Origin of the sequence: Pseudomonas sp. NPDC090208 (genome assembly GCF_044746785.1) — a bacterium.
In the GTDB taxonomy this organism is placed as follows: Bacteria; Pseudomonadota; Gammaproteobacteria; order Pseudomonadales; family Pseudomonadaceae; genus Aquipseudomonas.
In genome coordinates, this window is the sequence record NZ_JBIVCU010000004.1 from 1 (window position 1) to 13,330 (window position 13,330).

Annotated in this window: 13 protein-coding genes; 4 read left to right on the top strand and 9 right to left on the bottom strand. The window is 62.7% G+C overall.

Annotation, left to right across the window (positions count from 1 at the left end):
- Positions 1 to 199: 199 nt before the first annotated feature.
- The 3 genes from nanR to ACIPL0_RS08330 are packed head-to-tail and all read right to left on the bottom strand — an operon-like array spanning position 200 to position 2,864.
- Positions 200 to 892 (bottom strand): transcriptional regulator NanR, encoded by a 693-nt coding sequence (gene nanR / locus ACIPL0_RS08320; protein ID WP_400598915.1) that lies wholly within the window; start codon positions 890 to 892, stop codon positions 200 to 202.
- Positions 893 to 942: 50 nt separating this feature from the next.
- Positions 943 to 2,139, bottom strand: coding sequence for a hypothetical protein (locus tag ACIPL0_RS08325; RefSeq protein WP_400598916.1), 1,197 nt, complete (start codon positions 2,137 to 2,139; stop codon positions 943 to 945).
- Complete coding sequence (locus ACIPL0_RS08330) at positions 2,136 to 2,864, bottom strand: hypothetical protein (protein ID WP_400598917.1); 729 nt, start codon at positions 2,862 to 2,864, stop codon at positions 2,136 to 2,138. The genes ACIPL0_RS08325 and ACIPL0_RS08330 overlap by 4 nt, the downstream gene beginning before the upstream one ends.
- A 161-nt stretch (positions 2,865 to 3,025) precedes the next feature.
- Between ACIPL0_RS08330 and ACIPL0_RS08335 the strand changes: the two genes are divergently transcribed.
- From ACIPL0_RS08335 to ACIPL0_RS08350, 4 genes are read left to right on the top strand one after another with little or no spacing between them, the layout of a single operon-like run.
- Positions 3,026 to 3,772 (top strand): DUF2291 family protein, encoded by a 747-nt coding sequence (locus ACIPL0_RS08335; RefSeq protein WP_400598919.1) that lies wholly within the window; start codon positions 3,026 to 3,028, stop codon positions 3,770 to 3,772.
- A 3-nt stretch (positions 3,773 to 3,775) separates the two neighbouring features.
- Positions 3,776 to 5,356: a sugar ABC transporter ATP-binding protein gene (locus tag ACIPL0_RS08340; protein WP_400598921.1), complete on the top strand. Its 1,581-nt coding sequence runs from the start codon at positions 3,776 to 3,778 to the stop codon at positions 5,354 to 5,356.
- Positions 5,353 to 6,456, top strand: coding sequence for an ABC transporter permease (locus ACIPL0_RS08345; RefSeq protein WP_400598923.1), 1,104 nt, complete (start codon positions 5,353 to 5,355; stop codon positions 6,454 to 6,456). Before ACIPL0_RS08340 ends, ACIPL0_RS08345 begins: the two co-directional genes overlap by 4 nt.
- Positions 6,457 to 6,487: 31 nt before the next feature.
- On the top strand, positions 6,488 to 7,453 hold the full coding sequence (locus ACIPL0_RS08350; protein ID WP_400598925.1) for a D-ribose ABC transporter substrate-binding protein: 966 nt from the start codon (positions 6,488 to 6,490) through the stop codon (positions 7,451 to 7,453).
- A gap of 39 nt (positions 7,454 to 7,492) precedes the next feature.
- Here the strand turns inward: ACIPL0_RS08350 and ACIPL0_RS08355 are convergent, their stop codons facing one another.
- The 6 genes from ACIPL0_RS08355 to ACIPL0_RS08380 form a co-directional block, all read right to left on the bottom strand.
- Positions 7,493 to 8,539, bottom strand: a complete 1,047-nt coding sequence (locus tag ACIPL0_RS08355; RefSeq protein WP_400598927.1) for a Gfo/Idh/MocA family protein — start codon at positions 8,537 to 8,539, stop codon at positions 7,493 to 7,495.
- Positions 8,540 to 8,638: 99 nt separating this feature from the next.
- Positions 8,639 to 9,508 (bottom strand): phosphogluconate dehydrogenase C-terminal domain-containing protein, encoded by an 870-nt coding sequence (locus ACIPL0_RS08360; RefSeq protein WP_400598929.1) that lies wholly within the window; start codon positions 9,506 to 9,508, stop codon positions 8,639 to 8,641.
- Positions 9,509 to 9,512: 4 nt separating this feature from the next.
- On the bottom strand, positions 9,513 to 10,319 hold the full coding sequence (locus tag ACIPL0_RS08365) for a sugar phosphate isomerase/epimerase family protein (RefSeq protein WP_400598931.1): 807 nt from the start codon (positions 10,317 to 10,319) through the stop codon (positions 9,513 to 9,515).
- Positions 10,304 to 11,095 (bottom strand): triose-phosphate isomerase family protein, encoded by a 792-nt coding sequence (locus ACIPL0_RS08370; RefSeq protein ID WP_400598933.1) that lies wholly within the window; start codon positions 11,093 to 11,095, stop codon positions 10,304 to 10,306. The genes ACIPL0_RS08365 and ACIPL0_RS08370 overlap by 16 nt, the downstream gene beginning before the upstream one ends.
- An 8-nt stretch (positions 11,096 to 11,103) precedes the next feature.
- Positions 11,104 to 11,574: a ribose-5-phosphate isomerase gene (locus ACIPL0_RS08375; RefSeq protein WP_400598935.1), complete on the bottom strand. Its 471-nt coding sequence runs from the start codon at positions 11,572 to 11,574 to the stop codon at positions 11,104 to 11,106.
- Entirely contained in the window at positions 11,567 to 13,330 is a 1,764-nt protein-coding gene (locus ACIPL0_RS08380; RefSeq protein WP_400598937.1) for a dihydroxyacetone kinase family protein, read from the bottom strand. The genes ACIPL0_RS08375 and ACIPL0_RS08380 overlap by 8 nt, the downstream gene beginning before the upstream one ends.

Sequence of the window (13,330 nt, forward strand, 5' to 3'; positions counted from 1 at the left end):
TGACTTATCGTCTAACTCGTTGATATTCAAGGAGTTTTCCGTTCCGTCTGCGCCGGAAGTGGGGCGAATTATAGAGACATCCGCAGGCGCGTCAAGCACTTATTTCATTAATCAGCGAAAGCCACTCGGGAGATATATCCGGCCCGCCTCGCTTCTTCTATATAGAGAGAAGAGAAACAGCGGAAAGCGTATTGCTCGTCTACTCCTCGCCGCGCTCGACAAGATGATCGTGCATGGCCTTCTCGGCGCCCACCGGATCATTCGCCTTGATGAACTCAAGAATGATGCCGTGCTCCTTGAGCGTCAGTTCGCGGCCTTTGAAGCGCAGCATGTCTTCACGGTAGTCCGCCATCCAGTCGAGGATGGCGTGGGAGATGGCGACGTAGATCGGGTTTTCCGAGATGCGCGCAATCTCCGCGTGGAATTCCATGTCGGCCGGGATGAATTCGTCAGTCTTCTTGTGCTTGTGCATTTTCGCCAGCGCCGCTTCCAGCCGGGCCACATCGGCAGGCGTGGCCTTTTGCGCAGCGATCTTCACCAGCCCGGTTTCGAAGAACTCTCGCGCCTGGCGCAAGTGATCGACGTTCTTGGCGGAGCTGGACAACAGGTGACGTGCCGCCAGATCGATCTGATTGATCATGGAATGCATGTCGACACGGCCGACTTTAGCCCGCTCGCCGTGCTGGATAGTGATCATGCCCATGCCGGCGAGACGCTGCATGGCCTCGCGAACGACGGGACGGCCGACGCCGAAGCTCTCCATCAGCTCGCGCTCGCCCGGCATCTGATCGCCGGGCTGCAGTTTTTCTTCTTCGATGAGATCGATCAGTTGCTCGAAGACAACGTCAGAAAGCTTCTTGCGTTGAATGGTACGTTTCTTGATCTCAGGCATTAATCGACATCTCGTTCGTGAAAGCTTCAATGGCGGCAACGGTAACGCGATTATAAGCCGCGCTCAACGCTCCACCGGCAGTCCAGCACAAGGACTTCATAGGGCTGTAGCGAAGTCACGGCAGGCGCGGAAGTATCCAGCCGCGCCATGAAGCCTGGATCATCGTGAGCCACCTCAACCGTATCAGCAGCAAGCCGGGCACATCCGATGATGTTCAGGCCTTCCAGTTCAGCGACTTGTTCATGCCCAGTGAGGTTGGCCAGCCAGACTTTGACCTGCCGCCCCTCCCGCCAGCACAGCGCCGAAATCGCGGAACTCGAAACATCGACATCCATGGCGGCTTTACCACGCCCCTGATTGAGCCCTCGCAGCACATGAAACACCGGCCAGTATTCGCCAGCGGCAGCCACCGCAAAGGGTTCGTTCACCGCCCACAGGGCAATGGCGTCAACACCCGCACGTTGCACGGCGGCATAGTGACCCAGTGTCCACGCGGCAGCGAACAAACCACGCTGGCGAGGGTCCCGATCCGACAGGGTCAGCCGTTGCCGCTCGGGATTGGGCGTCAGTTGCCCCCCATAAGGGTTGCACCATGCGCCGATGGCAGAGGTTGTCAGCCGATACGGCTTCCCGCAGGCCAGTTGCCGCGCCGAGCGGACGATATCGCCCAGAGACTCAAGCGACTCCATCACCGAAAGATCATCCGCCGCATGCACGATCGGCGAAGTGGCGTGGGTCAGATAATCGAAACTATCGGGCGCGGGCCGGCAACGGTTCAGCTCAGTGAAGTAAGTCGGTACGCCCCCTCCGATCTCGTATCCCGGCAGGATGTCACGGGCCAGCACCGCGACGTCCTCCGGCGTCGGCCCATCAGGCCAGACTGCATCCGGCTGGTAGCTGAGCAGATAGGCGGCCGGCGTCACCAGAATCCCCTTGGGTCGAGTCGGCGAGTCGGCAAGCACACGGGACAGCTCGCGTAACTGTTTCTCCGGCGCTTCGTCGCTGACGATCACCAAGAGCCAGGCGTCGACCTGGGCTTGCTGGCTCAGCGCCAATGCCTCAAGCAACCGTTCAAAACTGTTGGGCCGGCGCAGGTCGACCAGCATGTCCAGATGAGCACCGCCGAGTTGCCTGACCAGCGCCTCGGTGCTCGCGACATCCGCAAGGTGGTCAACCCACAGACCATGCCCGAGCAACGGCAAGGGATGAGCCGAGGGCCCCGTGATGACGATACGCGTCGAGTTCATGGCCGGTACTCCTGATGGCGCCCGATTCGCAGTTCGATGCATTGCTCGATCCGCTCCCCCTCTGCGATGACATAGGGACAAGGCCACGTCAAAGGCCGGTTGTAGGTCTTGAACGAGGCGTCGGACCAATTGCGTTGATCCTCCATTTCAAAGACGTCACCACGCAATTGCCAATCCAGAGTCAAGCCAGGTGCAGGTGAATGGCTCAATCCGCGAATGTCGAAAAACGGTTGGCTCGGGCTGATCAGCTCAGGAAACACGCCCTCCTCCAATCGACCGTCACTGTGAAGCACCGACACCGGTGCGCCCACGACGCCCGCAAGCGGATGCAACAACATGAGCCCGGCGCGGCAGGTGGAAAAATCGCGACGGGCCTCCAGTTCGACATGGATCGACAACCTGTCGCTGGCAACCTCCATGCGCACCGTCCAGTCAAGGACCGGTTCGGCGTCAGCTGCAACCACGACACCTTCGATCTGCCGCCACCAACGCTGATCCTGTTCGCGGGTGTCAATGCGGTGCTGGATCAGCTCATGGGTCCCCCAGAAACCATCGCGAATCACCAGCCCGACGCTGCGCATGATCTCTTTCCCACGCAGACACAAGCGCCGCAACTGCGTGCCTTGGGCCAGAAATGTCAGATCGCCGAACTGTATCTGCTGCAGTTCGGCGACAGGCTGTGCGGTGCCATACAGGCGTAGATCACGCGACGGTGATGAGCTCATTCGGGTGTCCCTGTTCTTGTTATTGATTTCATTAAGGTAAATCGAACCGGCCTCAAGCGCAGAAAAAAGACACTACCTTGAACTGGTATGATGATGATATATAGTGATGACTGAACCTCCTGACAAGTACAAAAAAATCGCCCCAAGGCGAGGAGATCTGCATGAGCTTGACTGTATCCGGTAAACCGTCGGGGTTTTCCCGAGGCATCCCTGCTGTTGCACTGGCTGGCGCCGTCGCCGCCGTTCTGCTCACGACGGCGCTGACAAGCGGCCCCCTCGTGACCTTCCGCCCGCTGGACCCGGCAACCGGCCGTGTGGTGTTCAACACCACGCGCAACGCCAACGCCCAGGGGCAGGATCAGAAATTCGCGCTGAACAGCTTCAACGCCGAGCAATTCGTCGAGCAGCAATGGGCGAGCGACGTACAACCCATTCTCGACAAGAACGCCACCGACCTGCCGACCCTGCTGGCAGCCATCGCCGCCAACCCGGCCGACGCAGCCAATCGCTTCGCGACACCCCACGACAGCAGCGCGAAGAACTTCATCGTCAGCGGCACGGCCCGGGTGACGGAAGCCAGTCTGAAATCGCCCATGGGGCTGCTGACCCTTGAGTTCCCCGGCAACGCCGAGCTGGCTCAGCACAAGATTCAGCTGCTGACCGGCCCGCTGGTGATCAGCACTGCACTGCGCGATGTCGCCAGCAACATGTCGCTCAACGCGTTCACCAATCAGACCCAATACGCCGACGTCGCAGCGGCACTGAACAAACATGCGCTGGCGCAGGCGTACGGCAAGGCCCCGGCGGCCAGCCTGACCGGCAAGACAGTGCATTTCAGCGGCGTATTCAACCTGCAATCACCGGCCTCGATTCGCATCGTGCCGGTCAGCTTGACGCTGGAGGAATAGCCGATGAATGCGCTTTCCTCTCCTCAGCCGCTGGCGATGTGCGCCCGACAGGTCCGCAAGGTGTACCAGGGCACCACGGCGCTCAAGGGTGTCGATTTCGACGTGGTACACGCCAGCGTCAATGTGCTGATCGGTGAAAACGGCGCGGGCAAATCGACGCTGATGAAAATCCTCGCCGGCATCGAACAACCGACATCGGGGCAACTGTTTGCCGGTGAAGAGGCGCTGACGCTGAACAGCCCCCGTGAGGCGATGGCCCGTGGCATCGGCATCGTGCATCAGGAATTGAACCTGTGCCCGAACCTCAGCGTTGCCGAGAACATGTTCATCGGCAAGGAGCGGCGTACGCGCTTTGGCCGGGTGCTGCATGCCGAGCAGCGCAAGCTGGCCCAGACCACGTTGCAGCGCATGGGCCAACAGATCGACGTCGACACACTGGTGCAAGACCTGAGCATCGGCAAGCGGCAGATCGTCGAGATCGCCAAGGTGCTGGTCAGCGACGTGCGCGTGCTGATTCTCGATGAACCCACGTCGTCGCTGAGCGAGGCCGAGGTCGGCATCCTGTTTTCGCTGATCGCCGACCTCAAGCGTCAGGGCGTCTCTATCATTTATATCTCTCACCGCCTGGATGAACTGATCGAGATCGGCGACCACTTCACCGTGTTGCGCGACGGCCATCTGGTGGGCACCGGCACGCGGGATTCCGTCACGGTCGACTGGCTGGTGGAGCGCATGATCGGCAGCCAGATGACCACCGAACTGCGCGCCGGGGTCGATCCTGCCGAACATGAACAAGCCCCCGAAGTGCTGCGCGTCACTGATCTGGAAGTCGCCAGCGATCAAGGCTCGCTGCTGCTGAACAAGGTGTCGTTCAGCGTGAAGCGCGGTGAAATCGTGGCCTTCTATGGCTTGATGGGCGCTGGCCGTACCGAGCTGTTCGAAACGCTGATCGGCCTGCGCCACGCCATCGGTGGGCGCATCGAAGTCAACGGTCAGGCGCTGCCACTTCGCCAGGACATTGCCGGTCGCATTGCTGCCGGTATCGCGCTGGTCCCGGAAGACCGGCAGAAACTCGGTCTGGTCACCAGCGCCAGCGTGCGCGACAACCTGCTGCTGGCCAATCTCAACCGCTACAGCCGAGCCGATGGCCTCGCCCGCCAGCCGATGAACGATGACGTGGCGCGGATGATCCGCGAGCTGCATATCAAGACCGAGCACGCCGACATCTCCATCTCCTCGCTGTCCGGCGGCAATCAGCAAAAAGTGGTGGTGGGCAAGAACCTGCTGACCGAGCCTCATGTGTTGTTGCTGGATGAACCGACCCGGGGCATCGACATCAAGGCCCGGCGCGAGCTGTTTGAAGTGCTGGACCGTCTGGCAAAGCACGGCCTGACCATCCTCTACGCCTCCAGCGACCTGACCGAAATCATCGGCGGTGCCGACCGGGCGCTGGTCATGTGCCAGGGCCGCATCACCACCAACCTCACCCGCCAGCAACTGGACGAACCCACGCTGGTGAGCTGGTCGCAAGTCTCGCGCAAGGACTCCGCAGCCCTGGCGCCCATTGAAAAGGAAACCGCATGATGGCCGAGTCTCTTTCCATGCCTGCCCGCAAATCCCCGTCACTGAACCTGCGTTCGCTGCCGCTGTTATTACTCAGGCTGCGAGCTTATCTCGCACTGCTGCTGTTGGTGGTGTTGTTCTCCTCGATTGCGCCGTCGTTTCTGTCGGCGCGCAACCTGGTCATCGTCGCCGAACAGGTCGCGGTGTTCGCGATTCTCGGCATCGGCATGACCTTCGTGATTCTCGCCGCCGGTATCGACCTGTCCGTGGGCGCCGTGGCTGGTCTGGCGGCAATGATTGCCGGCTACCTGATCACCGAAGGCCTGCGTTTGCCATGGCTGGGGATTTCGGCATTTTTCAGCATCCCGGTGGTGTGCCTGCTGAGTCTGGCGCTGGGCACGCTGGTGGGTGCGCTCAACGGCTGGTTCATCACCCGCCTGAAAGTGACACCGTTCATCATGACCCTGGGCATGCTGTACATGGCCCGCGGCGCCGCGCAGCTGGTATCGGGCGGCGCCACCTACGGCGACCTCACCGGCCAGGCCGAACTCAACAACGCAGGCTTTCTGCTGCTGGGCACCGCCCGCGTGCTGTCGGTGCCGGTGTCGATCTGGCTGATGATTCTGCTGACCCTGGTGGCCGTGTACATCAGCCGCAAGACGGTGTTCGGCCGGCAAGTCTTCGCCATCGGCGGCAACGAGCGCACGGCGGAGCTCTCGGGGGTGCGGGTCAGCCGAGTGAAGATCGGCACCTACGCCATCTCCGGTTTCTGCGCCGCGCTGGCCGGCCTGATCATCGCCTCGCGGCTGGGCGCAGCCAACCCGGCCATCGCCACCTCTTACGAACTCAACGCCATCGCCGTGGTGGTGCTGGGCGGTGCCTCGCTGTTCGGCGGCGTCGGTACCATCGGCGGCACGATCATCGGCGCCTTTGTGCTGGGGGTTTTGAGCAACGGCATGGTGCTGGTGGGCATTTCCGATTTCTGGCAGACCGTCATTACCGGCGCGGTGATCGTGCTGGCAGTGGTGGTCGACCAATTGCAACGCCGCGTCGAAAAATCCAGCGCAGAACGTCAGGCCAAGGCCCAGGAAGACCGGGGCATGCCAACCACTGCTGCGTGACTTTCCATCACCTCAAGGGACGACTACAACAATGAAAAAACTCTTCTCCCAACACCTGCTGTCACTGGCTGTCATGTCGGCATCGCTGCTGCCGCTGGCGGTGTCGGCTGCCGAATTCAAACCGTCCGATCACCTGGTGGTGATCATCACGCCGTCCCACAGCAACGCGTTCTATAAAGCCGAATCCGACACCGCCGAAGCGGCGGCGAAGAAGCTCGGCTACCGGACCAACGCCCTCGTCCATCAGGACGACCCGGACATTCAGTTGCGCCTGGTGCAAACCGCCATTGGCGACAACGCCTCGGCGATCATCCTCGACAACGCCGGCTCCGACGCCTCGGTTGCAGCAGTCAAGCGCGCCCAGGAAGCGAAGATCCCGGTGTTTCTGATCGACCGTGAGGTGAACGCCAACGGCATCGCCACCGCGCAGATCGTTTCCAACAACTCGCAATGCGCGACTTCCGTTGCCGAATACTTCGCCGAGCAGGTCGGCTTCAAGGGCGAATACGTCGAATTGATCGGGCGCAGTTCGGACGTCAACGCCCATGTGCGTTCGGAAGGTTTCCACCGGGTGCTCGACCAGATTCCCGACCTGAAAATGGTCTCGCAACAATCGGCGAACTGGGACCAGACCCAAGGCTACAACGTGATGCAGTCGATCATTCAGGGCAACCCGAACATCGTTGGCGTGCTGGCCGGCAACGACACCATGGCATTGGGCGCCGCCGCTGCGCTGAAAAATGCCGGCAAGGGCGAAGTGAAAGTGGTCGGCATCGACGGCAACCCGGACGTCGTGCGGCAGATTGCCGGCGACGGCCCGATCATTGCCACCGGCCTGCAGCAGGCCACGCAAATGGCGGCGATGGCCATGGAACAGGCTGATCAGTTCCTGCGCAACGGCAAGACCGACAAACCGGAGAAGCAATCGGTGGATTGTGTGATGGTGTCCCGCGACAACAGCAAGCAGGTGCGTGAAGGCGGATTCGGCATGCGCTGAGTACAAGATGTCCCCACGCCCGGCGTGGGGACATTGCAGTTACCGGCTCAAGAATCGGGCAGGCACGATGGTTGTGCCCTTCGCCGCCGACTCGTAGGCGGCTTCCACCAACGCCTGGGTATTGAAGTTATCCGCGCCAGAAGTTTCCGAATCACGGCCGCCGCGCCGCTTGGCCAGCCACTCGCGCTGCAGACGCAGCACGCTTTCCTGGATCGGATACCACGGCGCATCGCTCCACGCCGGTGCTTCGGGTGCCACATTCACGGTTTCGACATGCCCCTGCGCATCGTGAATTTCCAGACGAAAGTCCGCCAGCAAGCGCAATGACCCCTTGTCGCCATCCACCTCGATCAGGCTCTGTGGAAACGGATCGCGGGCCAGCCGCGTCGCGTAGCTGAAATCGACGACACTGGTTGCGCCCTGTTCATGGGCCAACAACACCGTGGCAACGTCCTCACCGGCAATCGTCGGATTGACCCGGCGGGTTTCACAAGTCAGACGGGCAACATCGCCGAACAGCGCACGGGCGATGTCCAGCACATGCACGCCGAGGTCTTCGATGATGAAGCGCGGGGTCTTTGCCAGATACGGCTGCAGGCGATAAACGTCGAATCCGCTGCGAAAACTGACCCGCCCGAAAAAAGGTGTGCCGATCAGCCCTTCGCGCAGTTTCTCGATGGTCGCCCGCACCGGCGCCTGCCAGCGGAAATTCTCATGCACCGTCAAGCTCACGCCACGTGCGGCACAGGTGTCGATCATCAGCCGGGCATCTTCCAGCGTCGCGGCAAACGGCTTCTGGCAGATGATGTCGACGCCCGCCTCGGCGCCCATCAGTACCAGCGGCTTGTGCGCCGAAGTCGGTGTGGCGATGTCAATGAAATCCAGATCCAGTTCGCGCAGCATCACCTGCGCATCGGTAAACGACGCCGCATCCGGCGCGTATTCGGCAAATACGGCAAGACGCTGCGGGTCGCTGTCGCACAGCGCGACGATCTCCACACCGTGCAGGTCTTGCCAGGCACGCAGTTGATTGAGGGCGAAAAAACCGCAACCGATCAACGCGCCCCGTAGCGGTGGACTGTCCATGTTGTTGTCCTTGGCTCAGATGAAAATGCACAGATAAAAAAAGACGCCCGGAGGTGTTCACCGCCCGGACGTCAAACCGTAGTGGGTTTTCAGCGCGAATCAAGCCGCGTCGGCTTTGCGCACTGCGTCGATTTTCAGCATGCGGGCGATGATCAGATCGAGCTCTTTCTCGTCGAAAATCTTCTTCCAGTCCGGCTTGATGATCTGCTCGCGGCCGTACTCCATGGCGATCATGCAGGCATCGGAGAACGGGTTGGTGCTGCGGAACGACACCGCCAACGCAATCTGGATATGGCCATAAAGCATGGCCTTGGCCGCTGCTTCCGGCACGCCGATGCGGTTGATCGTCTCGTCCAGCGCTTCCTTCATGAAGCTGCCGACCATGCACGCCACGGTTTCCACCAGCGTCGGTTCCAGATAGGCCAGTTGCTTGACCGTGACCCAGTGCACTTCACCGACCGGGCCGTACATCACCGCGATGATGTTGGCCAATTCCGAACGCTGCTTGTCGTTGCCGCTTTCAAAGGCCGCACAGACGTCCTGCACCGCCGCGTTGCCGCCGAAGGCGTCGGCGTGTTCTTCCTGGGTGTAACGCTCCAGGAACACCGAAGGGTGGCAAGGGTGCGCCACGGCCTGATGAATACCTTCGCGCTGCGCCAGCAGGCCGGCATAGGACGCCGCCGGGTCGAGGGTCAGCAGGATCGCGCCGCTTTTCATCTGCGGCACGACCTGGGCCGACACGGCTTCGAGGGCGACATCCGGCACCGCGAGGATGACCACGTCGGCTTGGGGTACGACCTCGTTGGTCGCCGACAGGCTGCGGCCCGCCGCGACAATCTGCTCCTGCGCCCTGGGCGAGTTCTCGCAGTAGGTCACCGTGTAGTGGCTGCCCTGCAGGTTCTTGGAGATGCGCATGCCCATCTTGCCGCCGGCACCCACAATCGCAATTTTCTTGAGTTCGTATGTCATGGGGTCAATCCTCGGTTTGCCTTGCATTCAGGTAGTTCAGGTTGTGTCGGGTCCACTGGTCTTCGAGCGCGCAGGTGGAGGCCGCGTCCAGTTGCCAGGGGAGCCAGTGCTCGATGATCTGGTTGATGTGCCGGTGCCCGGGCCGGACCTTGTCGCGCATATAGGCGTAATCCAGCAGGCCCTCGCCCATGGGGCAGCCGGCATAGGTGAAGCCGACCCAGCCGTCGCGGCGGGAAAAGGCGAAGTCCTTGACGTGCAGGTTGAGCACCCGCGAGGCGGTCATGTCGATGACGTCGGTAGGGTTTTCCAGCGCCGCCACGCAGTTGCCGGGGTCCAGGCAGATGCCCAGCCACGGGTTGTCGATCCGTTCGATCACCTCCAGCACCGTGCGCGTCGGCACTTGCTCGTAAGTCTCCAGCGCCAGCTTGACGTCCTGCTCGACGAACTGCGGCATCACCGTGTTCAGCAGCGCGAAGGCTTGCTCCGGCGTGGGTTTCAGGCTGTTGCTGTTGAACATGCTGCGCAGTACGCGGACATCGAGGATTTCTGCCATCGCCAGGTAGCGGCGCAGGTGCTCGGTGTCCAGGCCGCGGGTGCCCAGCTCCAGGGTCAGGCCGAGGTCGTCGGCCATGCGTTTCAAGTCTGCCAGTTCACTGAGACTCAAGGCTTCGACGCCTTTGTAGTCGCAGATCTGAAAGACCCCGGCGCCCAGCTCGGCGGTCTGTTGCAGCATCGCCGGCAAGTCCAGTGGGTGCGGTACGCGCTCGCTGGCGCGCCAGAAAAACGAATAGGTGCTCAGGCCGATTGCCATATCGTGCCCTCCTGCCGTGGTGCCGACGACGGCGGGCAAAACCCCGCCGCCTCGTCGAGAATCGATTGAAAGGCCGCCGGGTCGTGGGCAAAGCGTCCGAGGAACAGGCCATCGACCTGCCCTTCCAACTGGCTCAACAACCCGGGCCCGGCGCTGCCGCCGTAGATCACCCGAATGCCGTCCTCACCCAGCGTGCCCCGCAGTGCCTGGCAGACCTGGCCGATGTAGGCAGCCGACGCCGGTTGCGCGGCGCCGATGGCCCACTGCGGTTCGTAGGCGACGATCAGGTCGCCCGCCAGCCCTGCGCGGCGGGCCGACGCCAGCGAGGCATCCAGTTGTTGCCGGCAGGCCTGCACCGCATCCTCGACCCGGCCGTGCCGCTCTTCGCCCAGGCACAGCACCGGGGTCAGGCCGTTGCGCAACGCGGCGGCGGTCTTGTCCGCCACCTGGCGGTCGGTTTCGGCAAAGTAGCGACGGCGTTCGGCGTGGCCGATCTCGGCGATGCTGCAGCCCATCTCACGCAACATCTGCGGACTGACTTCGCCGGTGTAGGCGCCCTCGTCTTCCCAGAACAGGTTTTGCGCGCCGATCCGCGCCAGCCCGTCGAAGATTTCCAGCACCGGTGCCAGCGCCGGATGACTGGGGATGATGAACACCTCGATCGCACCGCTGCGCACCGCCGCATGCCCGCGCAGTTGCGCGGCGACGGCTTCGCACCAGTCCAGCGTGCGGCGGTAGCCGAAGTACATCTTCAGGCTCACTCCGAGGGTGATCACGGGCCTACTCATCGTGCGCTGACCCGCTCGTAATCGGTCAGGGTCTGCACCTTCTGCGCCGACGCCGACAGCTCGTCGAAGCGATAGGTCAGCCACTCCTTGAGCAGACGCCGCGCCAGTTCCAGACCGATGACCCGCTGGCCGAAAGTCAGCACCTGCGAGTTGTTGCTGAGCACCGCGCGCTCGACCGAAAAGCTGTCGTGGGCGGTGACGGCCCGGACGCCAGGCACCTTGTTCGCGGAAATCGCCATGCCCAGCCCGGTGCCGCAGATCAGCAATGCCCGATCCGCTGCGCCCGAAGCGACTTTTTCAGCGGCGGCAATTGCCACCAGCGGATAGGCCGTATGGCTCTGGCTGTCGACCCCGACATCTTCGATGAGCTGGACATGCGGGTTGTCGAGCAGGTCGCGCTTGAGCGCTTCCTTGTATTCGTAGCCGGCGTCATCCGAACCGATGACGATGCGCAATGTGTCATTCATGAACTGTCTCCTCGATACGACGGGATGCCTGCGGCTCGCCTCGAAGGACGGGTTCGATGGCATTGATGATCAGTGAAAGCGAGACCGCGCCGGCGTCGGCGGTGCCGAGGCTTTTCTCGGCGAGCGGACGGGCGCGACCGATGCGCGGGCGCAAGTTGGCGGTGGCAGCAGCTGCCTCGGCGGCAATCTGCGCGGCGTGGTGCCAGGCTTCGGCGAGTTCCAGATCGCGACCAGCGGCTTCGCGCAGTGCGATGCTGAACGGGATCAGCACATCGACCATGGTTTTGTCGCCCAGCCGCGCCTTGCCGAAATGCTGGATGCCGGCGCAGGCCTGGCCGACGCCGTCGGCGACCTGAATGGCGTCAGGGTCATGCCGGTCACCCAGCGCATTGCCCAGTGCCGTCAGCAAAACACCCCAGATCGCCCCCGAAGTGCCTCCGGCCTGGTCCGCCCAGGCATCGGCGGCAATGCGCAGCAAAGTGCCGGCCCCGGCGTTCAACGCCAGCGCCTCGCGGGCCTTGGCAACCGCCGCGACCACGCCGCGCTGCATGCCGATGCCGTGATCGCCGTCGCCGGCCACCGCATCGATGCGGCCCAGTTCCTCCACGTTGTCGAGCACCACGCGCTCGGCAGCTTCCAGCGCGTGCAGCACACAAGCGGCGGAACGTCTGGATTTGGCGCTGGCCGGCGGAATGACGGTCTGTTGATCAACGCCAGCCTCGTCATCGCTCTGGCGCTCGGCGACCTGGGTGACGCCCTTGCGATAGGCCGGTGTCGACGTTGGGGCACACCAGAAGCCTTCCAGTTCGGCGTCCAGCCAGCAGAGGGTCAGCGACAGGCCGGCCATGTCGAAACTGGTGACCAGCTCACCGACCTCAGGCTCGACCACGGTCAGGCCGGCCGCGTCGAGCAACTGCGCAACCCGGCGATAGAGGACAAACAGCTCTTCGTATTTGACGCTGCCCAAGCCGTTCAAGATGACCGCAACGCGCTGCCCGGCGGCTTGCGAAACGCCGTCAGGCAACTCTTTAAGCAGCGACGACACCAGGGTTTCGGCCAGTTCATCGGCGCTGGGCACCGGCCCTTCGTGGATGCCCGGTTCGCCGTGAATGCCCATGCCGAGGGCCATTTTTCCCTTCGGCACCTCGAACAGCGGGTGGTCGGCGCCCGGCAGTGTGCAGCCGGAGAAAGCGACACCCAGCGAGCGCGTTCTGGCATTGGCACGCCGGGCGACGCGCACCACCGCATCAAAGTCGTAGCCTGCCTCGGAGGCCGCTGCCGCTGCCTTGAACACCACCAGATCCCCGGCGATGCCACGGCGCTTGTGCAGTTCGTCGCTGGAGGCGCTGGAGATGTCGTCGGTGACCGCGATCACTTCGCAGCGCACACCCTCGGCATTCAGCCGGTCCTTGGCCAGGCCGAAATGCAGGACGTCCCCCGCGTAGTTGCCGTAACCCAGCAGCACGCCACCGCCCTTCTGTGCAGCCTTGGCGACGCCGTAGATCTGCTGCGCGGACGGCGAGGCGAACAGGTTGCCCATCACCGCCGCATGGGCCAGGCCCTGGCCGACCAGGCCGGCAAACGCCGGGTAATGGCCCGAACCGCCGCCGATGACCACGGCCACCTCGCCTTGCGGGTACTTCGTGCTGCGGATGACGCCACCCTGGACCTGGCGCACCTTGTCGCGGTGGGCGGCGACAAATCCCTCGACCAGTTCGTGAGCGAACGAGGACGGCTGATTGAACAAACGGGTCAT

What these genes read in the sequence shown, in the direction of transcription:
- ACIPL0_RS08350 (WP_400598925.1), top strand. Translation starts at nt 6,488, where the DNA reads ATGAAAAAACTCTTCTCCCAACACCTGCTGTCACTGGCTGTCATGTCG.
- ACIPL0_RS08340 (WP_400598921.1), top strand. Translation starts at nt 3,776, where the DNA reads ATGAATGCGCTTTCCTCTCCTCAGCCGCTGGCGATGTGCGCCCGACAG.
- ACIPL0_RS08375 (WP_400598935.1), bottom strand. Translation starts at nt 11,574, where the DNA reads ATGAATGACACATTGCGCATCGTCATCGGTTCGGATGACGCCGGCTAC.
- ACIPL0_RS08330 (WP_400598917.1), bottom strand. Translation starts at nt 2,864, where the DNA reads ATGAGCTCATCACCGTCGCGTGATCTACGCCTGTATGGCACCGCACAG.
- ACIPL0_RS08365 (WP_400598931.1), bottom strand. Translation starts at nt 10,319, where the DNA reads ATGGCAATCGGCCTGAGCACCTATTCGTTTTTCTGGCGCGCCAGCGAG.
- ACIPL0_RS08355 (WP_400598927.1), bottom strand. Translation starts at nt 8,539, where the DNA reads ATGGACAGTCCACCGCTACGGGGCGCGTTGATCGGTTGCGGTTTTTTC.
- ACIPL0_RS08345 (WP_400598923.1), top strand. Translation starts at nt 5,353, where the DNA reads ATGATGGCCGAGTCTCTTTCCATGCCTGCCCGCAAATCCCCGTCACTG.
- nanR (WP_400598915.1), bottom strand. Translation starts at nt 892, where the DNA reads ATGCCTGAGATCAAGAAACGTACCATTCAACGCAAGAAGCTTTCTGAC.
- ACIPL0_RS08325 (WP_400598916.1), bottom strand. Translation starts at nt 2,139, where the DNA reads ATGAACTCGACGCGTATCGTCATCACGGGGCCCTCGGCTCATCCCTTG.
- ACIPL0_RS08380 (WP_400598937.1), bottom strand. Translation starts at nt 13,330, where the DNA reads ATGACCCGTTTGTTCAATCAGCCGTCCTCGTTCGCTCACGAACTGGTC.
- ACIPL0_RS08335 (WP_400598919.1), top strand. Translation starts at nt 3,026, where the DNA reads ATGAGCTTGACTGTATCCGGTAAACCGTCGGGGTTTTCCCGAGGCATC.
- ACIPL0_RS08360 (WP_400598929.1), bottom strand. Translation starts at nt 9,508, where the DNA reads ATGACATACGAACTCAAGAAAATTGCGATTGTGGGTGCCGGCGGCAAG.